Below are 26354 nucleotides of genomic sequence, written 5' to 3'. Positions count from 1 at the left end.
TCCGATCTGCGTCCGATCCGTGTCCGCCCGCGTCCGCGGCGCGCGACGTCTCGGCCGCTCACGCTCCGCAGGGAGCGAGCTCGGGGCGAGCCCATCCTTCCGCCACGCCCCGGGCGGGCGTGGCGTGACGGGCGAATCCGGCAAAGAAGGGATATCGGGGCGAGGTGGACGATCGGCTCGGCTACTTGCCTGCGGTCGCGTACTTCTTGCGGAAGCGGTCGACGCGGCCGGCGACGTCCATGATCTTGTGCTTGCCCGTGTAGAACGGGTGGCAGGCGGAGCAGACGTCGGTGGTGAAGCTGCCGCGGGTGGAGCGGGTCTCGACGACGGCGCCGCACGCGCAGGTGATCGTGGAGGCCTTGTACTCGGGGTGGATGCCGGGCTTCATGGTGAGTCCTTCGGGTGTTGCGAGGGAGGGCGCCTATAGCTCAGCGCGTCTTGGACCGCAAGAAGCCCCTCAGACGCGCCCGCTCTTCTGTCTCTCGTCCGGTTCTCGTCCGGCCCGCTCGCCGTCGTTTTCGCGATTCGCGAGGTTGCGCGAGTTTTCGCTGATTTTCGCGAGGCCGCGCAGCGAGGCGGCCCTGGCGCTGCCGGCCGAGCCCGCCGCGCTTCCCCCAGGAGCGAGGCCCCCGGATCGAGACGCTGGCGGTGCGAAGCGCGGACACCTTAGGTGCGGCGTGACCTGGCTCCGGTCAAGGTCCGGGCAGCCCCAGCCCGCGCGCACGGCAATTGCTAGAGGCGGCGTTGACGCTCGGGCGCACATGGTTAGCTTCGCGGTCGCGAGCCAGCGAGCTCGCGAAAACTCGGCGAAAGTATCCGGATTCCCAGCGGTTTTTGACGGCTCTGGAGCGGTGGCTCGCGGCAGCTGTCAGCTGAGCCCTGCTGGCCGGTCGGGTCTTCTCGCCCCCCGTGGTCATCAGGCCGTCGCGCAAACAGTTCTCGGAGGGTTCAACGTCATGGGCAAGATCATCGGCATCGATCTCGGCACGACCAACAGCGTCGTCGCGGTGATGGAGGGCAAGGAGCCCAAGGTCATCGTGAATGAGGAGGGCTCGCGCCTCACGCCGTCCGTCGTCGCCTGGGACGACAAGGGCGAGGTGCTCGTCGGACAGATCGCCAAGCGCCAGGCAGTCACGAACCCCACCAACACCATCTACTCCGCCAAACGCTTCATGGGGCGCCGCTTCGAGGAGGTGCAGGAAGAGGCGAAGCGCGTCCCGTACACGGTCAGCAAGGGCAAGAACAACGACGCCTCGATCGCCGTGCGCGGCAAGCAGGCGTCGCCCCCCGAGATCTCCGCGAAGGTCCTCCAGAAGCTGAAGAAGGCCGCGGAGGACTACCTCGGCGAGAAGGTGACCGAGGCCGTCATCACCGTGCCGGCGTACTTCAACGACTCGCAGCGCCAGGCGACCAAGGACGCGGGCCGCATCGCGGGGCTCGACGTGAAGCGCATCGTCAACGAGCCCACGGCCGCCGCGCTCGCGTACGGGCTCGACAAGAAGAACGAGCAGGTCATCGCCGTCTACGACTTCGGCGGCGGCACGTTCGACATCTCGATCCTCGAGGTCGGCGACAACGTCGTGCAGGTCATCTCGACCAACGGCGACACCCACCTCGGCGGCGACGACGTCGACCACCTCGTGATGGACTGGCTCGCGGCCGAGTTCAAGAAGGACACCGGCATCGACGTCTCGAACGACAAGATGGTCGTGCAGCGGCTCAAGGACGCCGCGGAGCAGGCGAAGATCGAGCTCTCGAACGTGCAGGAGACGACGATCAACCTGCCGTTCTTGACCGCGGACGCCTCGGGGCCGAAGCACCTCCAGAAGCAGCTCACCCGGGCGAAGCTCGAGCAGATGATCCGGCCGCTCATCGACCGCACGCTCGAGCCGACCCGCAAGGCGCTCGCCGACGCGAAGAAGTCGCCGCAGCAGATCGACGAGATCGTCCTCGTCGGCGGCTCGACCCGCATCCCGCTCGTCCAGGAGACGGTCAAGAAGTTCTTCGGCAAGGAGCCCCACAAGGGCGTGAACCCGGACGAGGTCGTGGCCGTCGGCGCCGCGGTCCAGGCGGGCGTGCTCTCGGGCGACGTGAAGGACCTCGTGCTGCTCGACGTCACGCCGCTCTCGCTCGGCGTCGAGACGCTCGGCGGCGTGATGACCGTGATGATCTCGAGGAACACCACGATCCCGACGCAGAAGAAGGAGATCTTCTCGACCGCGACCGACAGCCAGCCCAGCGTCGAGGTCCACGTGCTCCAGGGCGAGCGCACCGAGGCCCGCTACAACCGGACCCTGGGTCGCTTCCACCTGGAAGGGATCATGCCGGCGCCCCGCGGCGTGCCGAAGATCGAGGTGACGTTCGACATCGACGCGAACGGCATCCTCTCGGTGCACGCCAAGGACACGGCCACCGGCAAGGACCAGCGCATCACGATCACCGCGTCGGGCGGCCTGAAGGAGGACGAGATCAACCGGATGGTCAACGAGGCGGCGACGCACGAGGCCGAGGACAAGCGGCGGCGCGAGGAGATCGAGCGGCGCAACAAGCTCGATAACCTCTGCTACACGCTGGAGAAGACGATCAGCGAGAACAAGGACAAGCTGCCGGAGGGCGACGTCTCGGCGCTGAACGGGATCATCGCCGAGGGGCGGTCGGCCATCGAGAAGCAGGACGACGCGGCCGTGAGCGCGGCGCTGGAGAAGCTCGAGAAGGAAGCGCACCGCATCGCGAGCGTCATGTACGAGAAGGCCGGCCCGCCCCAGGACGGCGGCGGCGCCGCGCCCGGCGGCGCGCCGGGAGGCCAGCAGCCGCCCCCCGCCGGCGGCAAGGGGAAGGATTCGGTCATCGACGCGGAGTTCGAAGAGTCGAACTGATCGCCGCGAGGAGCCCGCTCCTCGACGGTGTGCGACGAGCGCGGATTCCTCCGCGCTCGTTCGCATTTACGTCGACCTCCGCGCAGGACGCGGGCATGCAGCCGTCGCCTGCGCAGCGCGCTCCTTGGGCGTCGACTCGGATGTCCGGGAGCCGTATAACCGGCGCTCATGCGAACTCTCCTGCCGATCGCCCCCCTGGTCCTGATGGCCGGTTCCCTCGCCTGCGGGCCGTCCCCCGCGCCTGTCGCGCCGACAGCAGGACAAGGCGAGGTCAAGGCCGGGCCGGCCCAGGTCGCCACCAGCCCGGCGTTCGATCTATCCCCCGTCGCCGAGCCGGCCGACATCGTGGGCGTGCTCCGCTGGAGCAACCCCGCGGCCACGCTGTCGAGCATCGCGACGTGCGCCGGGCTGCCTCCGGCGCTCGCGGAGACGGGCGCGCAGGCGTTCTCCTCGGGTGTGCTGAGCGAGCTCGTGAGCCCTTCCATCGACACGGACCAGCTCGCCGCGGTGCTCGCGCTCGACGCGCCGGTGCACCTGATCGTCGCGCTCGATGACAGCTCGAAGCGGGGCAAGCCCGTGGCGGCCGTGTCGCTCGGGCTCACGTCGCTCGAGCGGGCGAAGGGCGCGCTCGAGGCGGGCGCGTCCCTCACCGAGGTGAAGCCCGGCATGTGGAAGATCGGCGGCAAGGAGCCCTCGGCGTCGAGCTGCTTCCTCGCCGCGTCCGCCGGCTCGGCGCCCGCGCGGCTCCTCTGCGGCGATCGGGACCGGGACGTGACGGCGCTCGGGCCGTACCTCGCGCGCACGCTGCCGACGCTCGCGCCCGAGGCGCGCGATCTCCACGGCGAGGTCCGCTTCGTCCCGCTCAGCGCGAAGTTCGGCGGCATGGCGAAGCAGCAGCTCGGCGGGCTCCCGATCCTCGCGCAGAGCCAGCTCTCGATCGGGCAGCCCCAGTTCGACCGGGCGCTCACCGACGCGGCGACCGGCGTCCAGCAGGAGCTCGAGGCGCTCATCAACGACGCGAGCAAGGCGGTCGTCGATCTCCAGGTCGACAACCAGTCCTGCGTGAACCTCACGGCGGCCCTGGAGCTCCGGGGCCAGTCGTCGTGGCTCGCCAAGACGATGGCCGACAGGGCGAAGCGCGCCGGGGCCGCGCCGGAGCTCTACTGGCGCGCGCCGAAGGACAGCGCCGGCGCGTTCTTCGACCACGGCTACGACCCGGCGCACTACGGCGGCATCCTGAAGACGCTGCGCGAGATGCTCGAAGGGTGGCTGGAGAAGGAGAAGATCGGCAAGCCCGCCGATCGCAAGGCGCTCGCGGACCTCCTTTCGCTGCCGATCAACCAGGGGCCGAGCGTGTCCGCCCACGGGTATGCCGACGCACCTCCTGCCGCTACCCAGGCCGGGAAGCCGACGCCGAACGAGGCGCTCGACAAGATGATGGGGGGCTTCGTCGGCTGGAACCTGTTCGGGTTCGAGGAGACGCCCGACGCGCTCATCAAGTACGTGAAGAACGCCGTCACCGCCTACAACACGCCCGGGCTGCGCAAGCGGCTCCCGGAGATCGACGTCGATCCGAAGGAGCTGCCGACGGTCAAGACGGTTCAGGCGCCGAAGGAGCTCGGGAAGACGTCGCTCGCCGTCGAGATCCAGATCGTCCGCGATCTCCCGCCGCTCGACGGCGACGCGGGCTCGACCCCCGCCGCCAAGGGCAAGCAGAGGCCCAAGCTGACGATGACGCTCCACCTCCTCGTCATGGGTGAGGAGAAGACGACGTGGGTCGCCTTCGGACACGACAAGGGCGACCTGCTGAGGCGGCTCGCCACGGTGAAGGCGGGCGCGCCCACCGCCGCGACGCTCGCGTCACGTCCGGGGCTCGAGAAGCTGAAGACCGGGAAGTTCGCCTGGGGTGGATTCTCGACGCTCGCCCCGATCACCCGCACGTTTCAGAGCGTGCTCTCGACGCTGGATCAGCCCGGCGCGGCGCCGGTGGCGCTGCCTCAGGAAGCCCGAATCTTCGGCGAAGCGCTGGCAAAGCTCCCCCACAAAGGGGAAGGGCTGATGTTCGTCACGACCCAGCAGCAGGGCGGCGCCGCGCCGCGGGCCGAGATCTCGATCAACGTGTCGAAGCCCGTGCTCGAGGACATCGGCGCGCTCGTCGCGGCAGGGCTTCGAATGGCCGGCATCACGAAGCCATAGGCTCGTGGATGCGCTATCACCACAGCCAGTAACCTGGCGCGGCTGCTCCTGCTCGGTCGTGTTCCCTGGTCACCACGCCACGCGCGTGCTTCGTCCGCCCACGTTCAAGATCGGTACGCGAATTGCCACCGAAAAGATGAGAGGAAACAATGAACAACCGTGAAGGTGCGAGTCGCGACGGAATGAACCCGGCGCGGCCGGAGACGTCCGCCACGACGGCAGCCGCCATGCCGAGGCCGCCCGTACGCCGCCCGGCGCCCGAAACGGACGACTCCGATCTGCCCGATCTCACGCAGGAGCAGCTTGACGAGCTCCGGCAGGCGCTCGAGGAGCGCCGGGCGAGCCTCGTCGCCAACATCGATGAGCGGCAGCACGCAGAGCGCGACATCTCGCGCGAGGTGGGCGACGAGATGGACGAGGCCAACGCCGAGGGCGCGACGTCGCTGACATCGAAGCTCCTGGAGCGCGATGTCCGCGTGCTCGCCGAGATCGATCGTGCTCTCGCCAAGATGAAGGAGGGGAGCTACGGGATGTGCGAGGGCACCGGCGAGCCCATCGGTTACCGCCGCCTCAAGCTGCGTCCCTGGGCGCGCTACAGCGTCGCCTACCAGGAGCAGATCGAGCGCGAAGAAAGGACCGGCGGCGGCTCCTGATCGCTCCCCGCCGGCAGACACCGCACGTCCCTCCCCGCCAGCGCGGGCGAGAGACGTGCGGCCGGCGCTAGCGGAAGCGCATGTCCACGAGGGCGCTCGAGCTCGTGCCGAGCGCTCAGGTCCGCGCGATCACGCGCACCGCGCAGGGCGCGCGCGACGAGGCACCTCAGCCGCCCATCCGCTGGATGAACGGGACGATGCGCTCGACGAAGGGCTGCTTGTGATAGCGGTCGAACTCCGCCCAGGTGCAGAGCGTCCGCGGATCCTTCACCCGATCGACGAAGAGCACGCCGTCGACGTGATCCTTCTCGTGCTGGAAGGTGCCCGCCGACAGCCCGCGCACGATGCGGTCGATCGGCCTCCCGTCGCGATCGAGGCCGGTGAGCCGGATCTCCGTATAGCGGTCGACAACACCCCTCAGGTTGGGGACGCTCAGGCACCCTTCGTAGTTCTCGAACGTCTCCTGCGTGAGCGGCTCGATCACCGGATTGACCACGACGGTGAGCGGGATGTTCGGCTTGTACGGGTAACGAGGGTTGTTCTGCACCTCGACCGCGAAGATGCGCACCGGCGCATGGACCTGAGTGGCGGCGATGCCCGCGCCGTTCGCGTCGCGCATCGTCTCCACCAGGTCGTCGATGAACGCCTGCATCGCAGGGGAGGAGAGCTCTTCTGGCGTGACCTCACGCGCTCGCTGCCTGAGGACGGGGTTGCCGATGTGGGCGATTTTCAGGAGCGTCACGCGGCGATCGTACCATGGACGCGCGCCGTCGGCCTGGCCGGCCATGACGGCGCCCAGGCGCTGGCCCATGCGGCGCGCGGCGGCGTCAGCTATGGAGACGGGGCATGCATTACTTCCCTGACGAGCCTTGCGTCCCCGAACAGCAACAGGCGACCGCCGTCATGCACCTCCGCTTCGAGGATGTCAGCCAGACCGGACGGGTGATGCTGGACGCGCTGCCGCACGGCCTCGGGCCCGCGGTCTGGGTGAAGCTGCTGCAGGCGAGCCCCGTCGAGGCGCTCATGGTCACGCAAGGGATCGTCCCGATCCTCACCCGCCTCATCATCGAGGGCGGAGAGGGGCCGATCGCGACGCGGGAGCCGCTGCAGCTGCAGGGCCGCTACCAGCTGGCGCACACGGAGGACGCCACCTCCCAGGTGAACCGGCTGATCCTCGCCATGTGGCTCTCGGCCAGCGGGCGCCGCAGCCGGACCTACGGCCCGCCGCCGCCCGGCGCGGGCGAGCCGATCCAGGTCGGTCGCGTGTTCGCGGAGCACGTCTTCACGCGGCCCTTCGCGGCGCCCGAGGCGCGCAAGGTGCTGCGCTTCGAGTCCCCGGATCTGCCGGCGGTGCCGCCCGAGCGCTACGACTTTCGCTCGCCGGCGGCGTTGATGGGCCTGCCGGAGGGCGCGGAGCCGCTCGACGCGGAGCCGACCCTGGATCCGATCCCGGTGGCGTTCGGCCTGGATCACACGGACGGGAACCAGCACGTGAACTCGCTCGTGTACCCGCGGCTCTTCGCGGAGGCCGCGCTGCGGCGTCTCTCGGCGCAAGGCCACAGCACGGCGGTGCTCGCCCGGAGGGTGGAGATCGCCTACCGCAAGCCGTGCTTCGCGGGCACGCAGGCGAGGATCCTGCTGCGCACGTTCACCCTCGGCGGCGCGCTCGGCGCGCTCGGCGCGTTCGTGCCGGACTCGCCGGAAGACCCCGCCAGCGCAGCCCCCGGCGCGCGCGCGTACTGCTACATCCGCACGCTGTTCCAGGGCTGAGCCGGCGCGAACGCGAAGCCGGCGCGCCCTCCGGAAGGACCGGCGTTCCCCGTCGGCGCCGCGCGAAGCGGCGCGCGCGATGACCAGCCCGCTACGCGCTCGCCGGGCGGGGAAGGCCGGCGCGATCGGCGATCTCGTCGTGGAAGGCGCGGAACGTCGACTCCTGGGGCCAGGAGGGCGCGTCGGCGAGGAGCTCCTCGACGCGGGTGAGCTCGCCCTCGTCGATGGCGACGACGGCCGCGGCATAGCGCATGGCCCAGAAGACGAGCGGGCTGGCCTCGCTCGCGCGCTCCAGCAGCGCGCGGTCGCCCGGCACGCTCGTGTGGGCGAAGGCGCGGGCGAGCGCGCCGGCCGCCGACCGCAAGGTGACCACCCGGCTGCGGAAAGGCGAGCTGATGTCCGGGAGAGGGAGGCGCGCCAGGCGACCCGCCTGCGCGAGCGCCGTATCGCGATCGCCCTCGAAGGTGCAGAGGAGCGTGTCGAGGAAGAGGCGGTGCTCGAGGGCCGCTTCCCACGCGGGCCCCCGCTCGGCGGCGGCCATCGCCGCGCGCGCCTTCTCGACCCAACCATAGGCCGCGAACGCGGTCGCCGTCATGAGCGGAGCCATCGTGGCGGGGTGCGGGACGCGGTGAAGCGACGACGACCAGCGCCGCAGCACCGAGCCCACATCGCCCGAGCGCAGCAGCCGGCGCAGCTTGCGGCGAGCGAGCCAGCGGGCCGCGCCGAACGCGAGAACGACGCTGAGCACCGCCCCCATGATCACCGGCTGCTGCCAGGCGAACCGGAGCGCGGCCGCTGCCAGCGCTGCGGAGCCGATGAAGAGAAGCACCGGAGTCAGCCGGCTGCCCCGTCCCTCGTCCTCGGAATCGAACGGATCCACGACACCTCTAAGCGTACGGGGCTTCCTGAACGAGGCAAGTCCCGGCCGATGCCGCTCCGGATCGATCCATCGGACCGCGCTCACACCTCCACCCTGAGCACACCTCGATCGCATCTCACGCTCACACCTCACTCGCACCGCGCTCACCCCGATGGCTCCGAGGAGGGAACCAGAGGCGTAGACGTGAGACGTGGGTGGCGTAGGCGGCGCTGCGTTCGCCAGGGAGCCGGAACGCCATGGCCCACGAATCGCCGCCGCACGCGTCGTGGGGCTCGACATGGGGACGAGGTTCGACTACGAAGTCCCTGCATCAGGCGAAAGCGCCTGGGACCTCATGGGTCCGCCGACAGCGCGCCGTGAACCCCGCCAGGCCCGGAAGGGAGCAACGGTAGCGGAAAGCGAGTGTGGCGGGCCCACTTACTTTTTGTCGGTCCAGTCGTGGACCCGACGCGCTCCTGCGCTCATCTCGGGGTGCGGTCCCAGAACCGGGCCGTCGCCGCGGTGATGCAGGCCTCAAGGGGCGTCGAGCGCCGCGGGCGCGATGGGCGCGACGGGCACGGAGAACAGCGCGTCAGGGCTCGTCACGATGCGCGGGACATCCGCGCCGCGCAGCGGGCCGACGCCGCCAGCCGGCAGACGCTGCTGCACGATGCCCGCCGCTTCGTCGCCGCCCTCCAGTGTCACGGCGGAGAGGCGGCTGTCCGGGCCGACGCCGCCGTCGATGAGCACGCTCGCGCGGCGGGACGGGCTGATGGAGGGGTTGAGGGACTCGAGCCCGTTGCCGCTCAGGACGAGCCCGAAGATCGCGGCCTGCGCGCGCTCCTGCCAGCTCACGCCGTCGCCCACGACCTCCTGGGCGAGCCCGCCGTCCGCGCTCACCACCGCCGAGTCGGCGAAGGTCCCGGCGATGCGCATGCCGTCGATGATGATGCCGTGCGCGTCGCCGCTCATCCCCAGGCCGATGGCCCGGTTCTTCTCTAGGAGGCCTCCCGTGAGCTGGACCGTCTGCTCCGGCGTCGTGTTCTGGATCCAGATGCCAGGCTGGTTGCCGCTCACCTCGAAGCCCTCGCCGCTCTCGCCCAGGGCTGCGTTCGCTCGATCGATCAGGAGACCGAACCCGGTGTTGTCGGCGATCGTGAGGGCCGCCGCGTCGAGGGTCGAGCAGCCGGACGCGGAGATGCCGCCGCTCGGATCGAACCCGCTCAGGCCATTGCCGCTGACCTCGACGCGAGACATCGTCGCGCGCGCTCCGACGAGGGACACGCCGATCACCTTGCTGTCGCGGACGAGAGCGTCCTCGACGTGGAGCTCCACCGGCGCCTCGCAGTCACAGCCGCCGGTGCACTGCGCCCACAGCCCTGGCCCCTGCGAGCCCGAGACGACGGACCGCACGACGGCGACGCGGCCAGCGTCGAACGCGCTCAGGCCGTACCGCGCGGAGCCCTCGATCGCCGACGCGACGAGGTCGAGCGACGCGCCGAGGCCGAGCGTCACGCCGTCGGACGCGCTGCCGACGACGCGCACCGCCTCGATCCGCGCCCGCGCGCCGGCCGCGATCCGCACGCCGCCCTCGCCCACCGTCAGCCCCCGGAGGACGGCGCCCTCGCCGGCCGCGAGCGAGACCGCCGCGACGCTCACGGAGCCAGCGCCCCGGCCGAGGAGGCTCACGCCGGGGGGCAGATCGATCGGGCCGTAGGCGCCAGGGCCGAGCGCGATGCACGCCCCAGGTCGCGCGGCCTCGGTGGCCTGCGAGAGCGCGGCGGCGCTCGAGACCTCGACGACCTCGGCGCAATCGATCGAAGCGGCGCAGAAGTCGCTGTCGCAGAGCGCTCCCGCGGGGACGCCGATGCACGCGCCAGACGCCGCGCGCGCGCCAGGGCATCCGCCCGGCGGCGCGGGATCCGACGCGCACCCGAGCGCCGCCGAGCCGAGCGCGGCCGCGGCGATCAGAACGAGAGCTGCCTGATTCCAAGCCTTGGTCATGACGAACGTCTCCCGCGCGACACGTCGCGCTACCTGACGAGAAAGGGTCAGCCCCTCAGGGATCCGAGAGCAGCGCGCGGCACTCGCCCGCCCGCGCCGCGAGCTCACCGTCCCGGAAATGCGCCCCCAGCGAGGCGGAGAGCTGCGCCGCTGCTGCCTCGGCGCGGGGGCGGGTCGAGGCATCGCGGAGGGCCGCGCGGCAGATCCGCGCGAGGCCGAGCGCCACGTCCGCGAGGTACACGCGCCCGCCGCCCACCTCGGCGAGGCGCAGCGCCGCGCACCCGGACTCGAGCGCCTCGCCGACGTGGCCGGCCGCGAGGAGCGCGGCGGCGAGGTTGCGGTGCGCGTCCGGGAGATCGGCGCCGGCGCCGGCCTGCTCGCCCAGCCTCACGGCGCGCCGCGCGTGCTCCAGCGCGGCGTGCGGGCGCGCGAGGCGGAGCTCGACCTCGGCGAGGTTGTTGTGCCCCGACGCGATCGCCTGGAGATCGCCGAGCCGCTCCTTCAGCGCGAGCGCTCGGGCGAACACCTCCCGCGCGCCGCCGAGATCGCCCTTCGCGAACAGCACGGCCGCGACGCCGTTCAGCGCGAAGCTCAGCGCCTCGGGGTACGCGCGCTCGTCGACGGCCCGCGCAGCCTGGCGGTAGCAGCGCTCGGCCTGCACCAGCCGACCGCGCGAGTAGAACACGGTCCCGAGCGCGAGGAGCAGCTGCGACGCCGCCGCGCGGCGGCGGTCGTCGCCTCGAGGCAGCGTCCGGCAGATGCGCAGGCTCCGGAGCGCGACCGCGCGACAGGCGTCGAGATCGCCCGCGCGCCGGTGGAGCGCCGCGAGCAGCCCGTACATGGGGAGCGTCTCCGGGGCGGCGCCGCCGCGCTCCGCGAGCGCGATCGCGCGCTCGACCAGCGCGCGCGCGTCGTCCGTCGCGCCGCGCACCTTGAGCGCGAGGGCGAGGCGGAAATCCACGCGCGCATCCCAGAACAGCGCGGCCTCCGGGCCTTCCGCGGGCGGCGCGGAGGCGCGCCGCTCTACGCGGAGGATCCGCGTCCGCGCCTCGATGTACGCGCGCTCCGCCTCGTCGAGGCGGCCCGCCCTGCGGAGGGCGTCGCCGACGTCGAGCAACAGCGCCGCGCGCTCGTGCCAGGCGAACAGCCGGCGCTCGTCTCCCCCCGGCGCGGCGGCCGACGGGGCGCGCGCCGCGGAGCCCTTCCCCGGGGCGCCGTCCGCCGCGCTCGCGTGGATCTCCCGGGCCCGCTCGAAGTGCCGCAGCGCCTCGGCGTTCTGCCCGAGCGACGACGCGCTCGCCGCCGCGCGCGTGTAGGCGCGCGCCGCGGCGAGCGCGTCGCCGCCGCGATCATGGTGGAGCGCCGCGAGCGCCTCCCCGAGCCCCCGCGGCGCGCGCGCAGGCGAGCGCCCCGCCGAGACGCCGTCGACCCAGGCGGCGACCGCGCGGTGCATGGCCCGGCGCACCTTGAGGCTGAGCGTCTCGTAGGCGATCTCCTGGGTCGCCGCCTCGGCGAAGACGTACTCGCAGTCCTCGGGGAAGGTCGACGCGTCGCGCGCCTGGATGAGCTGCTGATCCCGGAGCCGCCGCAGCACGTCCGCGGTGCTCGATCCGCCGCCGTGGAGCGGCGCGGCGCCGCGGAGGTGGTCGATCGCGCCCTTCCAGAACGTCCTGCCGACCACGGCCGCCTGCGCCAGGACCGCCCGCGCCTCGCCGTCGAGCCGATCGAGCCGCGCCTGGACGATGCCCTGGATCGTCGCCGGCAACGAGAGCCGGGCGAGCTGCTCCTCGTGCAGGATCCAGGGCTCGCCGAGGCGCCGCTCGAGCGCGCCCGCGTCGATGAGCAGGTACAGCGTCTCGGTCAGCGTGAGCGGGTTGCCCTCGGCGCGCTCCGCCAGGGCGCGGAGCGCCTCGGCGGAGCAGCCCGCGACGAGGCGGAGGCGCTCGCGCGCCATGTCCTCGATGTGCCGCCGCGGCAGCGGGCCGAGATCGAGGCGCGCGTGGCTCGCTTTCCCTTCGCCCCAGTGCGGCCGCCGCTCGTAGAGCTCGGGCCGCGCCGCGCCGACGATGAGCAGGGGCGCGTCCGACAGGCGCACGGCGAGGTCGTCGAAGAGGTCGAGGCTGGCGTCGTCCGCCCAGTGGATGTCGTCGAGTAGCACGACGACGGCTCCGCGCGCGGCCATCGCCCGCAGCAGCATCGCGACGGCCGCGGCCACCCGCTTCGCCACCTCGGCGCCGCCCTCGTCGGGGGCGATCGCCGTCGCGGGCGCGGCTCGCGCCGCCGGGCGCGGGCAGAGCACGGCCGCGACCTCCGCCAGCGCGTCCTCCAGGGCGATCGGGTGCGGCGCGCCGCCTGCCTCGCCTCCGGCGTCTGCGCCTGCGACGCCGCTCGCGAGCTTGCGCAGCACGACCTCGCGCGCGTCGCCGTCCTGGATGTGGAAATGAGCGCGAAGGAGCGACGCGGCGAGGTGGTAGCTCGCATCCATCGACAGCGACGAGCACGCCGCGCCGAGCACGATGCACGGCTCCGCGTGCGACAGCGCCCTCGTCCGCACCTCGGCGAGGAGGCGGCTGCGGCCGATGCCGCCCGCGCCGATCACCGAGACGAACATCGCGCGCCGCTCCGCGATGACCGTCTCCAGCGCCTCCGAGAGCCGCTGCACCTCCCCCGCCCGCCCGACGAAGCGGGTGTCGAGGCCGAGGAAATCGGATCCCGCGCCCGATCCGCTCGCGAGCTTCAGCACACGGAAGCCCGTCGCGCCGTCGCCCTGCGGCTCGACCTGGAAGAGCCCGGCCACCTGCCGGAACGTCGGCTGAGCGATCAGCACCGCGCCGGGCGCGGCGGCCTGCTGGAGCTGGGCGGCCGCCTTCAAGGCCTCGCCGGAGGCGTCGACCGGGGCGCCCCGCCCGGTCGCGCCGCTCACGAACAGCCTCCCCGTGCTGATGCCCACGCGCAACATCGGCCGGGAGCGCGGCGGCAGCTGGACGGGGAGCGACGCGGCGTCGAGCGACGCGAGCTCCAGCCCGGCGCGGACGGCGCGCTCGGCGTCGTTGTCGCTCGCGCGCGGCGCGCCGAACAGCGCGGTGACGACGCCGTCGCTCCTGCCCTTCACGACGCCCCCGAGCGCCTCGACGCGCTCGCGGACGAGCTCGCGGCACGCCTCGCGGAGCTCGAGCTCCTGCTCGGGATCGAGCGGCTCCTGCCCCTCGTCGCCGGCGACGATCTCCGCGGAGAGCACGGTGCAGACACGGTACTCACCCGCGGGCGCCGCGACCTGCGCCGCGCCCGCGGGCGCCGTGACCTTCGTGGCGTCGGCGGGCGACGGGGCGGCCGGGAGCGCCGCGCTCGGACCCCGCGGAGACGCCTGGTCGGCCCGCGGCGAGATCGTGGAGAGCGGGGCAGCCGGCTGCCGATGCGACGCGCCGGCGCGCGCGGACGCGAGCGCTTCTCCGAGCTCGCGCGCGTCCCGGAAGCGCGCCGCGGGATCGACCGCGACGGCCCGCGCGACGACCGCCTCGAGCGCGGGGCTCGCCTCGACGCCCAGCCCCGCGAACGACGGCCGCCTGCGCGGGTCCACGGCGGCGAGGTAGAGCTCGGCCCAATCACGCCCGTCGATCGGCGGCTTCCCCGAGGCCAGCTGCAGCAGGACGAGCCCGAGCGCGAACACGTCCGTCCAGGGCCCCGTCGCGCCGAGCTTCGGCTCGAACTGCTCCGGAGCGCCGTAGAGCGGCGTGAACACGTGCAACCTCGACGACGTCACGAGCACCTGCGTCGTGTCGCTGGCGCTCACGCCCTGCGGCGCGGCCACGGCTCGCCTCGTCTCCGCGAGCGCCTTCGACAGCGGCATCGACGCGTCGATCACCTTGGCGATGCCGAAATCGACGACCTTGATCGTCGTCGCGCCGGGCGTCTCGACGAGGAACAGGTTCGCCGGCTTGACGTCGCGGTGAGAGACCCGCTCGTCGTGCGCCATCGCGAGCGCCCCCACCGCCGGCGCCAGGAGCTCGATCGCCTCGTCGACGGAGTACGGCGCGCGCCCGGACGCGCGCCGCGCCTCGATGTGCTGCGCGAGCGTCTCGCCCTCGAGCCACTCCATGACGATGTACGGCGTCCAGCAGCCCTCCGGCGAGGTCGCGGCGGAGACGTCGAGCGCCTGGACGATGCCCGTCGTCCGGCGCGAGAGCCGGTGCAGTAGCCGGGCCTCGCGCTCGAACGTGTCGAGCAGCGACTGTCGCTCTTCCGGCAGGAGATCTGCGGGGATTTTCAGGCACTTGACCGCCACCTGCTCCTGGAATCCCAGGTGGGTCGCCCGGTAGACCACGCCGAACGTCCCCTCGCCGGCCACGGCGTCCACCAGCAGCTTGCCGCCGATGGTGCTGCCCACCCAGCCGAACGGGTCCCGCGCGATCATCCGCGGAAACTCTACTGCCCGCGCCGCGGCGCCGGGAGCGCGCCGCCTCGCCGCGATGACGATCGCCGCCCCGCGCGCGCTGGACCACCTCGACCACCGCGGCTGGGGAGTCCCGCGAGCCCCGCGAGCGCGAGGTGAGCGCGACGGAAGTCGCCCTGCGCGCGCGTCCGTGCTACGCCGCCGGCTGCTGGGCGCGCCCTCGGTCCTGGCGACCGTCCTGCGAACGCTGCCGCAACGGTCCCCGGAGCGGATCGCACACGCGCAGCGGCGGGGCGCCGCTCGTCGTCCGGCGCGACTCTGGGGTGCGATGTGGCTGAGCCGGAGATTTTTTCCCGCGAGGATGGCTCGCTCGAGCTCCTGATCATCACCCAGAGCTCGATGAGCACCCGACAGCTGCCGGGCTCGGGCAGCGTCGTCCTGGGCAGGGACGAGGACGCCGGCATCTGCGTCCCCGACTCCTCGGTGTCGCGCCGCCACGCGGTGCTGCACCTCGGCCCGCCGCTCCGGATCGAGGACCTCGGCAGCAGCAACGGGACCCGCGTGCGCGCCCGGCACTGCAGCGCGGCGACCGAGCGCCTGATCGACGTCGGCAAGGGCGCGTCCGCGCGAGGCGCTGCGGTCGAGCTCTCGCCCGGCGACGTCATCTACCTGGGCGCCGCGCGCGTCGTCCTCCGCCAGAAGGGCGGCGAGCGGGACGCGGGCAAGGACGTCATCGTCGAGGACGACGCGATGCGCGCCGTCTACGAGCTGGCCGAGCGCGTCGCGAAGGGCCCGATCAACATCCTCCTCCTCGGCGAGACGGGCGCCGGCAAGGAGGTGCTGGCCGAGTCGATCCACAGGGCCTCGCCGCGCGCGAGCCGCCCGCTCCTGCGCCTGAGCTGCGTCGCGCTGTCCGAGTCGCTGCTCGAGAGCGAGCTGTTCGGCCACGAGCGCGGCGCCTTCACCGGCGCCGTCCGCGCGAAGCCGGGGCTGCTCGAGACGGCCGAAGGGGGCACCGTGTTCCTCGACGAGATCGGCGAGCTGCCGCCCTCGATCCAGGCCAAGCTCCTCCGGGTCATCGAGGAGCGAAAGGTGATGCGGGTCGGCGGGCTGACCCCGATCAAGATCGACGTCCGCTTCGTCTCGGCCACGCACCGCGACCTCGAGGCCGAGGTGAGCCGCGGCGCGTTCCGGCAGGACCTGTATTTCCGGCTGAACGGCGTGACCCTCGTCATCCCGCCGCTGCGCGAGCGGCCCGGGGAGGTCGCGGCGCTGGCGCAGCTCTTCGCGGAGCGCACGGCGAAGGAGCTCTTCCCCGGCGAGGCGAGCGCCTTGGCCGTTCCGATCTCGCCCGCGGCCCTGGCCGAGCTCCAGCGCCACAGCTGGCCAGGCAACATCCGGGAGCTGCGCAACGTGATCGAGCGCGCGGTGATCCTCGCCAACGGGGCGCCCATCGAGCCGGAGCACCTGCTCCTCTCCCCTCTGGCCGATCCCACCCGTCCATCGCATGCCATTCCCCTTCCGGTGCGCCCGCCGCAGGCGCCCTCGGACGCGAGTGCGGCGGCGGCGGCGGCGAATACGAATGCGAGGAGCGTGCCCGACGTCGCGAAGAGCGCGCCGGACGGCGTGGACCCGGGCCCCACGCGGCTGCGCGACGCCATGGAGGCCCACGAGCGCGAGCGCATCGTCCAGGCGCTCGAGCAGTGCATGGGGAACCAGACGCGCGCCGCGGCGCTGCTCGGGATCTCACGGCGCACGCTGGTCGAGCGGATCCGCGTGTACGGGCTGCCGCGGCCGCGCAAGGCTTGAGCGTTGCGCAGGTCGCCGCGCAACCTGGCGTCGACTGCGCGAGGGCTCGCTCAACCGAGCGCCCGCCCGCGCAACGCCTCAGGCGGGCGTCTCGCGCCGCTCCAGCGGGGCGAGCTCGATCCCGAGCTCCGTGGCGAACCGGAAGATGCGCTCGTCGCGGTAGAACTCGCCGAAGACGACGCGCGAGAGCCCCGCGTTCGCGATCATCTTGAAGCACCCCCAGCAAGGCGAGGCCGTGACGTAGACCGTCGCGCCGTCGATCCGCACCCCGTTCCGCGCGGCCTGGATGATGGCGTTGGCCTCCGCGTGGATCGTGCGCACGCAGTGGCCGTCCTCGATCAGGTGCCCCTCCTCGTCGCAGTGAGGCAGCCCCCGGATCGAGCCGTTGTACCCGGTCGCGAGGATGCTCTTGTCGCGCACGATCACCGCGCCGACGTGCTTCCGATCGCAGGTCGCCCGCGACGCGACGACCTCGGCGATGCGCATGAAGTATTCATCCCACGAAGCCCGATGCGTCATCGCTCACCTCCACGACGGGGGATCCGCGCCCGCCGCCCCCTCGACGTCCCCTCGACGTCGAGCGAGCCGCGCTCGCCGATCTCTCCAGAATGTTCAGGGATCCGCCCTCCGGTCCCCCTCGCGAAGGGCCCGGCGGCGCGCGCCCGCGGCCCCGGCTGAGCCGCGCCGCGCCGCGCGGGCGCTTCTATCACGACGCCGGGCGCCGCGGAGCCCCCCGCGGGCACGGGACCGCGCGAGGCGCCTCGACAGCGAGGCCCGGCGCGTGGTAGCGCGCGGGGGTGAGCTCCGCCGCCCCCCGAAGGTCAGATCGCCGCATCCTCGTGCTCGGCTCCGGGGGGCGCGAGCACGCCCTCGCGCGTGCGTTCGCCCGATCGCCCTCGGTCGCCGAGGTGATCGTGGCGCCCGGGAACGCCGGGACCCACGCGCCAGCAGGCGCCGGCCGCGCCCCGATCCGCCGCGTCGACCTCCCGTCCCTGTCGCCCGCCGAGGCGACCCGGCTCGCCGTCCGCGAGCGCGCCGACCTGGTCGTCGTCGGCCCCGAGGCGCCGCTCTGCGCCGGCGTCGCCGACGCGCTCGCCGCCGAGGGCGTCGCCGTCTTCGGGCCGAGCCGCGAGGCGGCGCGCCTCGAGGGGTCGAAGGCGTTCCTCAAGGAGTTCGCCGCCCGCCACGGGATCCCGACCGCGCCGTTCCGGATCGTGCGCTCCTTCGACGAGGCGGCCCGCGTCATCCGCGAGCGCGGCGCGCCCATCGTCGTGAAGGCCGACGGGCTCTGCGCCGGCAAGGGCGTCGTCGTCGCGACGACCGTCGACGAGGCCCTCGCGGCCGCGAAGGACATGCTCGTGGATCGCCGCTTCGGCGACGCCGGCGCGACCGTGATCCTCGAGGACGCGATCCAGGGCGAGGAGGCCAGCGTGCACGCCATCAGCGACGGTGAGGCGATCTTCGTCCTGCCGGCGGCGCGCGATCACAAGCGCGTCGGCGAGGGCGACACCGGGCCGAACACGGGCGGCATGGGCGCGTTCGCGCCGAGCGCCCGCGTCACCCCGGCCCTGACCGCGCGCGTCGAGCGCGAGATCCTCCGGCCGACGATCGACGGCATGCGGGCGGAGGGGAGGCCCTTCCGCGGGGTGCTGTTCGCGGGCCTGATGATCACGCCCGCCGGGGACCCCATGCTGCTCGAGCACAACGTCCGCTTCGGCGATCCCGAGTGCGAGGCGCTGATGGAGCTGATCGAGGGCGACGTCGCCGAGCTCTGCGCGTCTGCCGCGGCGGGCGCGCTCGCTCCCGGGGCGGCGCGCGTCGCCCCCGGCCGCCACGCGCTCACCGTCGTCCTCGCGGCGCGCGGCTACCCCACGGCGCCGGTGACCGGCGACGTCATCCGCGGCCTCGACGCCGCGGCCGCGGTCGAGGGCGCCTTCGTGAACCACGCGGGCACGGCCGAGCGGGACGGCGCGGTCGTGACCGCGGGGGGCCGCGTGCTCGCCGTCACCGCCGCGGGCGACTCGCTCGCTGAAGCGCGGGAGCGCGCCTTCCGCGCCGCGGGCGCCATCGACTTCGACGGCAAGGTGCTCCGCCGCGACATCGGGGTGGACGGAGCGCGCGCGGCCGGGTGAGGGGGCACCATGGAGCCCATCGTCGATCTCGCCCCAGGCGCTGAGGAGAACCCGCTCGCCGCCTACCTCGGCCAGCTCATCCGCGAGCACCTCGCGCGCGACCCGAAGCGCGCCGCCGATTTCCGGGCGCTGCGCGGGTCGGTGCTCGTCGTCGCCCAGGACGCCGACACGTCCATGACGATGCGCTTCGACCACGGGCGCCTCACCATCCACGACGGCGCCATCGGCATCCCGTCCGTCACGTTCTGCGGCGACGAGTCGGCGCTCCGCCGGCTCCCCGACGTCGCGTTCCACCGCTGGCTGCGCCTCCCGAAGCTGGGGGTGCTGCACCGCCGCCAGAGCGGCCCCCTGCGCGACCTCGCGCGCCTCGTGGCCAGAGGGGAGCTCAAGGTCTACGGCCTCGTCGCGCACCCAAGGCTCCTCCTTAGGCTGCTCCGGGTCCTCTCTCGCCTCCCCTGAGCCTCCCCGAGCCGGTCGCAACGGCGCGCGACGCCACGCCACGCCACGCGACGACGACAGCGACGACGATAACCGGTGTGATACTGTAAGACGGTAACAGACCTCCCGTCCGTAGTGCACGGCCCTTCTTGTGGGCTTGCAAACCAATGCTACGCGGCCCGAAAGCTGTCTTTTGACGGCCTGTTGGGCTGTTGGTATGGCTCGATCATGGGCATCCGATTGCGCTACCTCGCCCACGATCTCGAGGTGCCGCTCGGCGAGTTCTTCATCGGACGGAGCGCGGACTGCCAGCTGTCGCTGGACGACCCGCTGGTGTCGCGCAGGCACGCGCTGCTGACCGTCGGTGAGGGCGGCGTCGCGATCGAGGATCTCGGCAGCCGCAACGGCGTGCTCATCAACGGGGCTCGGATCGCGGGGCGCCAGATCCTGTCGGACGGCGACAAGATCGCGATCGGGGGGCAGGAGATGTTCCTGCTCGGGGCCATCGAGCCGAGCTCGGCGCACTCGCCGCGGAGCGCGCCGCTCTGGACGAGGCAGCAGAACGCGCGCACGGTCGACATGAGCGAGATGCCCGGGGGCGAGGACGACGGCGCGACGGCCATCGCCTCCCGGAGGTCGCTCCCCGGGCTCGTCCCGCAGCACCCCGACAAGCGCGTGCACGCGCTCAGCCTCATCGGCAGCGTCGCCGACAAGGCGCTCGCCCTGGGGCGCGTGGATGAAGCCGAGCGCATCCTCCAGCGCTCGCTCACCGACATCCTCACGAAGGCGCGGGACGGGGGCGTCGGCGCTGTGCAGCCCGAGCTGGTCGAGAAGGCAAGCATGTATGCGGCCCGCCTCGCCTCGGCGACGGGTCGCGGCTCGTGGATCAACTACATTTTCGAGCTGAATACCCGGCTCGAGCTCCTCCTCCCCGCTTACCTCGTCGATGAGCTGTATAGTGTCCTGCGCAAGGTGAAGGCCGTCGACATGTCCATTCTCCGTGGCTATGCGAAGCGGCTCCGCGAGCGCGCAGGCGAGCGTACGCCGGCGGAGCGGTTCATCCTCCAGCGTATCGAAGGGCTCGAGCGCCTCGGCGCACTGAAATAGACCATGCCTTTCCGCCTCCGGTACTTGGCGCACGATTTCGAGCTCCCCGAAGGGCCCTTCGTGATTGGCCGGAGCGGCGACTGCCAGCTCTCGCTCGACGACCCGCTGGTGTCGCGGCGCCACGCGACGCTGCAGGTGCGCAGCGACGGCGTGGCCCTGCACGATCTCGAGAGCAGGAACGGCGTGTACGTCAACGGCACGCGCATCTCCGGCCAGCGCGAGCTGACCGACGGCGATCGCATCATCATCGGCAGCCAGGAGATGCTGCTCTACGGCGGGGAGGAGTCGCGCCCCCACGACGCCTACGGGGTCGAGTTCCGGCGCGCGACGGCGACGCTCGGCGCGATGGCGCTGACCGAGATGCGCAAGATGTCGGACGACCCGACGGAGCTCACGAGCCCGACGGGAGACGGCGGGTCCAAGGGCTTCCAGTCGCTGCGCCTGCTCGCGAGCCTCGCCGACAAGGCGCTGGCGATGGGCCGCAGCGAGGAGGCCGAGCGCATCCTGCAGACGGTGCTTATCGACATCCTGAGCCGCGCGCGGACGAACGTGCCGCTCGAGATGCCGGCCGCGGAGCTCGCCGCGCGCTACGCGGCTCGCCTCGCGGGCGCCACGACCAAGGGGACGTGGGTCAACTACGCGTTCGAGCTCTTCACGATCGCGCGCCGCCCGCTGCCCGGCCCCGTCGTCGACGAGCTCTACACCGTCGTCCGGCGCGTCAAGACGCTCGATATCCAGCCGCTCAGGATCTACCTCGACGACCTGCGCCGGATGGCTCCGTCGTTCGGTCCGACCGAGCGGTTCCTGATGCAGCGGATCGAGGGTCTCGAGCGCCTCGTCGCGGCGAAGTAGCCGCCGCGTCGCCGCCGGGCGTCGCGGGAGCGGCGGCCTCTGGCGACGCGCGCGACACGCGCGGGACCGGCGGCTGCGCCGCGCGGGCGGCCCCGTGTGGGGCAGGCGGCGGCGACACACGTGGGGCCGGCGCCGCGGAGGGCTGGAGCGGCGGCGGTGCGTTGCGGGGGCGCGCGCCCGCCTCGGCTTCCTGCCAGCCGAGGTTCCTCGCGGCGGCCTTCGCTATCGCCTCGCGCAGCTCGGTATCGGCGACCTTCCCGAGCTCTCGGCGCACCTCGACCGGGAGCGGCGCCTCCTTCGGGGTCGGGCGGACCTCCTCGCGCCACGGCGGCCGCGCGACCGGCTCCACCTTGCCGACGCGGAACCGGAGCGACTGCACCGGGAGGCCGCGCGACCGGAGCTGCGCGGTGATGGCGTCGCCGAGCAGCGAGAGCTCCTGCGCCCACATCGAGCTCGCCGCGCGGACGTGGAGCACGCCGCGCTCCAGCTTGAGCGGCCGCGCGCGCGCGGCGATCCGGGACCCCACGGCCGCTTCCCAGTCTCGGAACGGCATCGGCGAGGTGTCGACCTCCCCCGGCGCCGAGAGCGAGGACTCGCGCTGGATCAGCGCGCCCAGCCGTTCGAACCCACCTCCGCTCCGACGCGACATGCGCGCCGAGCGTAGCAGCCCGACAGCGCCGTGCTCCGGCAGAGCGCGCCGTCCAGGCTCGCCCAGCGTCACGGACGGTCAGCCCCTACGGCGCCGCCTGGTGACCAGGACGGTCGCCCGCCAGAGCGGACCACCCGTCCTCGACTGCCTGGCGACGAACGATCGTGAGAGGCGCTCTCGGTACCGAAGGTGGGACTCGAACCCACAAGCCCTTGCGGACAGCGGATTTTGAATCCGCCGCGTTTGCCATTCCGCCACTTCGGCTCAGCGCTGCGATGTCAGCGAGCTCCTGGAACCGTAGATCACCGGGCACGATCCTGGCAACCGTCTGAAGCCTGAAGCCTGAAGCCTGAAGCCTGAAGCCTGAAAGCCCGAGCGCCTGAAAGGAGCAGCGCCGCCGCGCCGCGGCCGCCGCGCACCGAGGCGCGGCCCGCGAGCGCGGCGAGAGGTCACACCACGAAATCCAGCATCTGGAGGCGTGTCAGGTAGTCCTGGAGCGCGGCGGCGTACTCGTCGATCAGGAGATCGAGCTTCACCAGCGCGCCGTGATCGTCGACCGCGTCGATGGTCCCGCTCACCGGGATCTCGCGCCCGGGCAGGACGAGCACGCCGCTCCAGTGCGCGTCCTTCGCGACGTCGCGCAGACCGGCGAGGCGCAGCCAGCCGTCCGAGAGCTCGACGACGGTGACGAGGGCGCCGCTGTCCAGGCGGACCGAGCTCTTCAGCGTGTGCGCCGGCTCGACCATGTAGTGGGAGCGCCGGTTCTTCTCGATGAGCTCCTCCAGGGTCGCGCAGATGACCTTGCTCAGCGGCGTCTCCTCGCTGTCGAGCACGAGATCGAGGAGCCGCTTCATCGCCTTCTGCGTGCGGATCAGGTTCGCGCGGGTCTCCTCGAGGCGGCGCGCGTCGCGCCGGATCTTGCCGGCCACGACGTTGAGCAGGTTGTTGTAGAAGGGGTACGCGACGTCCCCGTGGTCCTCGAAGAAGTTCTGGAGCTCGGCGACGCCGATGCGCCAGATCTCCGAGGGCTGCGTCGTCACCGCCGTCGTCGTCCGCCGGAAGCCGGTCAGCGCGCCGAGCTCGCCGATGGGCGAGATGGGGCTCAGGCGGAAGCGCGTCTCGCCCGCGTCGAGCAGCGCGACCTCGCCCCGGACCAGGAGGAACAGGTGCGCCGGGGCGCTCCGGGCCTCGAAGAGCACGTGGCCGGACGGGACCTCCTGGCGCTGGAACGCCTTCATCAGATCATCGAGGTGATCCTCCGTGATTCTCTCGAACAGGGGGATCGCGTGCAGGTCGGATGGGCGGACCGCCATGGGATGACACTCCTCTTCAACATGGGTCGGGCTCGGCGTCCGCGGCGTCGCGCGGCACGGAGCCTTGCGGCGCGCACGAGCTCTGCGTGGACCGCGGGAGCGGCATCCTACTCCAGGTCCCGAGCCGAGGAAGAGGGATGGCCTCGCCGCAGCGAGGTGCGTGCGCAGGACCGCGAGCCCGCGCACCTTCTCGCATCGTCGCCGTGCAGCGCGTCGTCGCGTCGCGCGTCGACGAGCGGCGAACGACGATCGAGCAATCGGTCGGTGGACAGCCGGTGGACAGCCGGTCGATCGACGGGCGCCGACGCACACCCGGGCGCCGAGGAGGTTTGCCCCGCTGGCAGGATCGGGTAGGTGCCGGTAACGTCGCCCGGGTGATGTCGTCCGTTCGCCAAGGGCTCCTCGCCGCGATGCGCCGCTCGCCGCTGCGCCGCTCGCTGCTGCGGCTCGTCGTCATCGGCCTCGCCCTCCTCGTCGCCTCGTGCGGCTCCGCGTCGTCGGGAGCGCCGGTCAGCGCGGAGGCGCCGCCGCCGCCGAAGCCGCGCAACGCGGCCGCGATCGCGCAGTCGATCGCCGGGGGGAAGGTCTCTGTGCTCGTCTACGGCGACAGGACCCGGGGACACCCCATCATGGCGCGGCTCGCGGCGCTCGATCTGTGGGGCCCCGTGCTCGCCGGCACGGGGCTCGATCCGGAGCGGGACGTCGAGCGCGCCTTCGTCACCGCGCCGCGCGCGGACGCGGCCCACGAGGCGGTGGTCGTCGTCCAGCACAGCGTGCCGCCGGACAAGCTGGCGTCCGGCCTCGACGCGCTCCTCTCGCGCAGCCAGCCGCCAGGGACCCGGGAGACCGAGCTCGGCGTGCCGGCGGTGCGCGTGACCATCAAGGGGCACACGCGCGTCGTGGCGACCGTGGAGCCCGACTTCCTCGTTGTGTTGCCGGCCGCGCGGGCGCGCGAGGCGCGGCGCTTCCTGGGCACGGGCGGCTTCCCCGATCCGACGGGCGACGAGGCCGCGATCGCCGCGGCGATCGACCCGGCGCGGACGCTGAAGGGACCGCGGGAGGCGCCCCGGGTGCCGCCCACCCTGAGATCGCTCGAGGCCACGGTGACGCTGACCAAGGACGGCGGCGCCACGGTCGCGCTCGACGGCGCGAGCGAGAGCCCGGAGCTCGCCGCCCGCGACGCGGCCTTCCTCAACGAGGAGATCGAGCGCGCGACCTCGTTCCGCATCGCCATCGTGACGGTCCGCGTCGTCGACCCGATCGTCTTCTTCGCCGAGGGGGACCGCGTGAAGTCGAACCGGCGCGTGACCCCCGGGGAGCTCGACAAGCTCTTCGGCCTGCTCAGCGCCGTGCTGCCGCGGTAGGCTGCCGCCCGATGCGACTCGTCAAGATCGGAATCGCCAACGTCAACGCGACCGTCGGCGCCGTCCGCTCGAACACCGACCGGTGCCTCTCGCTCGCCCGGGCGATGGCGCGCGACGACGTCACCCTGGCGGTCTTCCCGGAGCAGGTGATCGGCGGCTACGCGGCCGAGGACCTCGTGCAGTGGCCGGCGTTCGTCGCGAGCCAGCAGCGCGAGCTCCGCCGGTTCGCCGCGGGGACCGCGCAGCTCCGCACCGTGTTCGTCATCGGCGTGACCGTCGGCGTGGGAGGCGACCTCTTCAACGCCGGCGCCATCGTCCACGCCGGCCGTGTGCTCGCCTTCTCCCCCAAGGAGAAGCTGCCGACCTACAACATCTTCTACGAGGCGCGGACGTTCTCGCGCGGCATGCCGTTCATGGAGCTCGACGCCGACGGCGTGCTCTGCGGCGATCGCGTCTACGCCTTCGATTTCGGGACGATCGCCGTCGAGGTGTGCGAGGACATCTGGTCGCCCGACGGCCCGATGCGGCGCCGCTGCTACGCCGGTGCCGAGATCGTCTGCAACATCTCGGCGTCGCCGTTCCGCGCCGGGGTGACGGGCACCCGGCGTGAGATGATCGCGACCCGCGCCTCGGACAACCAGTGCACGATCGCCTACGCGAACCTGGTCGGCGGCAACGACGGGCTCGTCTTCGACGGCGGCGGGTTCATCAACCAGAACGGCCGGCCGATGCTGGAGGCGCCGCGCTTCCGCGAGGGGTTCTCCGCGGCCGTCGTCGACCTCGACCGGACCACCCGCTGCCGCCGCGAGGCGAGCACCTGGCGCAGCGATCTCGAGGAGTTCCGCCGCGCCTCTGCCCGCATGGTGCAGGTCCTCCGGATCGGCGAGGAGACCGCGGACCGCGCGCGCCTCGCCTACCCCGCCCCGCCGGCCGGCACGACGCCGTTCCTGCCCTCGGCGGCGCTGCCCGCGATCTCCGCGCGCGACGAGCTGCTCGACGATTTCTACGAGGCGCTCGCGCTCGGCGTCGCCGACTACTACCTCAAGATCGGCGCCTTCAAGAGCATCGGCCTCGCGCTCTCGGGCGGCCGCGACTCGCTCCTCACGCTGCTCGTCGCCTGGCGCGCGGTGCAGCTCATCCACCCGGGCCTCGAGGGCGCGGCGCTGCGCGAGCGGATGGGGGCGTCGCTCCACGCGTTCTTCATGCCCTCCCGCTACTCCAGCGACGCCACGCACCGCGCCGCCGCGCAGATCGCCGACGATCTCGGGGTGTCGTTCGCGGTGATCCCGATCGAGGACGCGTTCCCCCGGGAGCTCGAGGCCGCCCAGGCGATGGTCGGCGAGGGCGGGCAGCTCACCGAGCTCACGAAGCAGAACGTGCAGGCGCGCATCCGCGGCGGGCGCATGTGGAACTGGGCGAACACGAGCGGCGCGCTGTTCCTGCAGACGGGGAACATGAGCGAGAAGGCGCTCGGCTACACCACGGTGGGCGGCGACCTCGAGGGGGCGTTCAGCGTCATCGCCAACCTGCCGAAGACGGTGGTCATCGCGCTGCTCGAGCGCCTCTCGCAGCGCTTCCGCTTCCAGGGCATCCAGCAGACGCTCGCCACAACCGCCGGGCCGGAGCTCGCCGAGAACCAGTCGGGCGAGGCCGAGCTCATGCCCTTCGAGGTCCTCGACGCGTGCCTCCACCTCTACGGCGCCGAGAAGCTCGCCGCCGACGAGGTCGCCAGGGCGCTCCCGAGCCTGTTCCCCGACAAGGACCCCGCCGCGCTGCGGGCCTGGGCCGAGAAGTTCGCGACGCTGTTCTCGAGGTCGATCTTCAAGTGGGTGCAGTCGCCCATCGCGATCCACCTCGGCTCGCTCGATCTCGACCGCGAGCGCGCGCTGCAGCTGCCCGTGGTGCAGCGGACCGAGTGGAAGGGCGGCTGAGCCCGCCGCCA

Annotated in this window: 19 protein-coding genes, 1 tRNA gene and 1 other RNA gene; 12 read left to right on the top strand and 9 right to left on the bottom strand. The window is 72.6% G+C overall.

Annotated elements, in window-relative coordinates:
- Positions 1–181: 181 nt before the first annotated feature.
- Positions 182–388, bottom strand: a complete 207-nt coding sequence (gene rpmE, locus WMF14_RS48320; protein WP_012241637.1) for a 50S ribosomal protein L31 — start codon at positions 386–388, stop codon at positions 182–184.
- A 568-nt stretch (positions 389–956) separates the two neighbouring features.
- Here rpmE and dnaK point away from each other — a divergent pair.
- The 3 genes from dnaK (at position 957) to WMF14_RS48305 (ending at position 5725) form a co-directional block, all read left to right on the top strand.
- Complete coding sequence (gene dnaK / locus WMF14_RS48315) at positions 957–2876, top strand: molecular chaperone DnaK (protein WP_272096762.1); 1920 nt, start codon at positions 957–959, stop codon at positions 2874–2876.
- Between the two features lie 168 nt (positions 2877–3044).
- A complete protein-coding gene (locus WMF14_RS48310; protein ID WP_437797679.1) occupies positions 3045–5072 on the top strand; it encodes a hypothetical protein in 2028 nt (675 codons plus the stop codon).
- A 149-nt stretch (positions 5073–5221) separates the two neighbouring features.
- On the top strand, positions 5222–5725 hold the full coding sequence (locus tag WMF14_RS48305) for a TraR/DksA family transcriptional regulator (protein ID WP_272096760.1): 504 nt from the start codon (positions 5222–5224) through the stop codon (positions 5723–5725).
- Between the two features lie 166 nt (positions 5726–5891).
- Here WMF14_RS48305 and def read toward each other — a convergent pair whose 3' ends face one another.
- Complete coding sequence (def, locus tag WMF14_RS48300) at positions 5892–6467, bottom strand: peptide deformylase (RefSeq protein WP_272096759.1); 576 nt, start codon at positions 6465–6467, stop codon at positions 5892–5894.
- 104 nt (positions 6468–6571) lie between these two features.
- Between def and WMF14_RS48295 the strand changes: the two genes are divergently transcribed.
- Entirely contained in the window at positions 6572–7495 is a 924-nt protein-coding gene (locus tag WMF14_RS48295; RefSeq protein ID WP_437797677.1) for a hypothetical protein, read from the top strand.
- Between the two features lie 91 nt (positions 7496–7586).
- Here the strand turns inward: WMF14_RS48295 and WMF14_RS48290 are convergent, their stop codons facing one another.
- Entirely contained in the window at positions 7587–8375 is a 789-nt protein-coding gene (locus tag WMF14_RS48290; RefSeq protein WP_272096757.1) for a hypothetical protein, read from the bottom strand.
- Positions 8376–8707: 332 nt separating this feature from the next.
- Between WMF14_RS48290 and ffs the strand changes: the two genes are divergently transcribed.
- Positions 8708–8797, top strand: an RNA gene (gene ffs / locus WMF14_RS48285) — signal recognition particle sRNA small type.
- A gap of 91 nt (positions 8798–8888) precedes the next feature.
- Here ffs and WMF14_RS48280 read toward each other — a convergent pair.
- Entirely contained in the window at positions 8889–10358 is a 1470-nt protein-coding gene (locus tag WMF14_RS48280; RefSeq protein WP_437797675.1) for a hypothetical protein, read from the bottom strand.
- Positions 10359–10413: 55 nt separating this feature from the next.
- Positions 10414–14769, bottom strand: a complete 4356-nt coding sequence (locus WMF14_RS48275) for a serine/threonine-protein kinase (protein ID WP_437797673.1) — start codon at positions 14767–14769, stop codon at positions 10414–10416.
- Positions 14770–15147: 378 nt separating this feature from the next.
- Between WMF14_RS48275 and WMF14_RS48270 the strand changes: the two genes are divergently transcribed.
- Positions 15148–16557 (top strand): sigma 54-interacting transcriptional regulator, encoded by a 1410-nt coding sequence (locus WMF14_RS48270; protein WP_437797671.1) that lies wholly within the window; start codon positions 15148–15150, stop codon positions 16555–16557.
- Positions 16558–16635: 78 nt separating this feature from the next.
- Here the strand turns inward: WMF14_RS48270 and WMF14_RS48265 are convergent, their stop codons facing one another.
- A complete protein-coding gene (locus tag WMF14_RS48265) occupies positions 16636–17076 on the bottom strand; it encodes a deoxycytidylate deaminase (RefSeq protein ID WP_272096750.1) in 441 nt (146 codons plus the stop codon).
- Positions 17077–17396: 320 nt separating this feature from the next.
- Here WMF14_RS48265 and purD point away from each other — a divergent pair, with 320 nt between their 5' ends.
- The 4 genes from purD (at position 17397) to WMF14_RS48245 (ending at position 21086) form a co-directional block, all read left to right on the top strand.
- Positions 17397–18689, top strand: a complete 1293-nt coding sequence (purD, locus tag WMF14_RS48260; RefSeq protein WP_437797670.1) for a phosphoribosylamine--glycine ligase — start codon at positions 17397–17399, stop codon at positions 18687–18689.
- Positions 18690–18698: 9 nt separating this feature from the next.
- The gene (locus WMF14_RS48255; protein WP_272096748.1) at positions 18699–19148 is read left to right on the top strand and encodes a hypothetical protein; all 450 of its coding nucleotides are present in this window, start codon (positions 18699–18701) and stop codon (positions 19146–19148) included.
- Positions 19149–19355: 207 nt separating this feature from the next.
- The gene (locus WMF14_RS48250; RefSeq protein WP_272096747.1) at positions 19356–20234 is read left to right on the top strand and encodes an FHA domain-containing protein; all 879 of its coding nucleotides are present in this window, start codon (positions 19356–19358) and stop codon (positions 20232–20234) included.
- 3 nt (positions 20235–20237) lie between these two features.
- The gene (locus WMF14_RS48245) at positions 20238–21086 is read left to right on the top strand and encodes an FHA domain-containing protein (RefSeq protein WP_272096746.1); all 849 of its coding nucleotides are present in this window, start codon (positions 20238–20240) and stop codon (positions 21084–21086) included.
- Here WMF14_RS48245 and WMF14_RS48240 read toward each other — a convergent pair.
- The 3 genes from WMF14_RS48240 to WMF14_RS48230 all read right to left on the bottom strand — a co-directional run bounded on the left by WMF14_RS48240 (position 20977) and on the right by WMF14_RS48230 (position 23048).
- Entirely contained in the window at positions 20977–21639 is a 663-nt protein-coding gene (locus WMF14_RS48240; protein ID WP_437804430.1) for a DciA family protein, read from the bottom strand. The genes WMF14_RS48245 and WMF14_RS48240 overlap by 110 nt on opposite strands.
- 277 nt (positions 21640–21916) lie before the next feature.
- Positions 21917–21999, bottom strand: a tRNA-Leu gene (locus WMF14_RS48235).
- 185 nt (positions 22000–22184) lie between these two features.
- Positions 22185–23048, bottom strand: a complete 864-nt coding sequence (locus WMF14_RS48230; protein WP_272096745.1) for a Crp/Fnr family transcriptional regulator — start codon at positions 23046–23048, stop codon at positions 22185–22187.
- A 377-nt stretch (positions 23049–23425) separates the two neighbouring features.
- On the opposite strand from WMF14_RS48230, the gene WMF14_RS48225 reads away from it, so the two are divergent.
- Together WMF14_RS48225 and nadE are read left to right on the top strand one after the other, a co-directional pair.
- Positions 23426–24412 (top strand): hypothetical protein, encoded by a 987-nt coding sequence (locus WMF14_RS48225; protein WP_437797667.1) that lies wholly within the window; start codon positions 23426–23428, stop codon positions 24410–24412.
- A gap of 11 nt (positions 24413–24423) precedes the next feature.
- Positions 24424–26343, top strand: coding sequence for an NAD(+) synthase (gene nadE / locus WMF14_RS48220; protein ID WP_437797665.1), 1920 nt, complete (start codon positions 24424–24426; stop codon positions 26341–26343).
- Positions 26344–26354 lie beyond the last annotated feature (11 nt).

The organism is Sorangium sp. So ce693, from assembly GCF_051521375.1.
In the GTDB taxonomy this organism is placed as follows: Bacteria; Myxococcota_A; Polyangia; order Polyangiales; family Polyangiaceae; genus Sorangium; species Sorangium atrum.
Note: the sequence above shows the minus strand (reverse complement) of the source record. Positions and strands in the feature narration are given on the sequence as shown.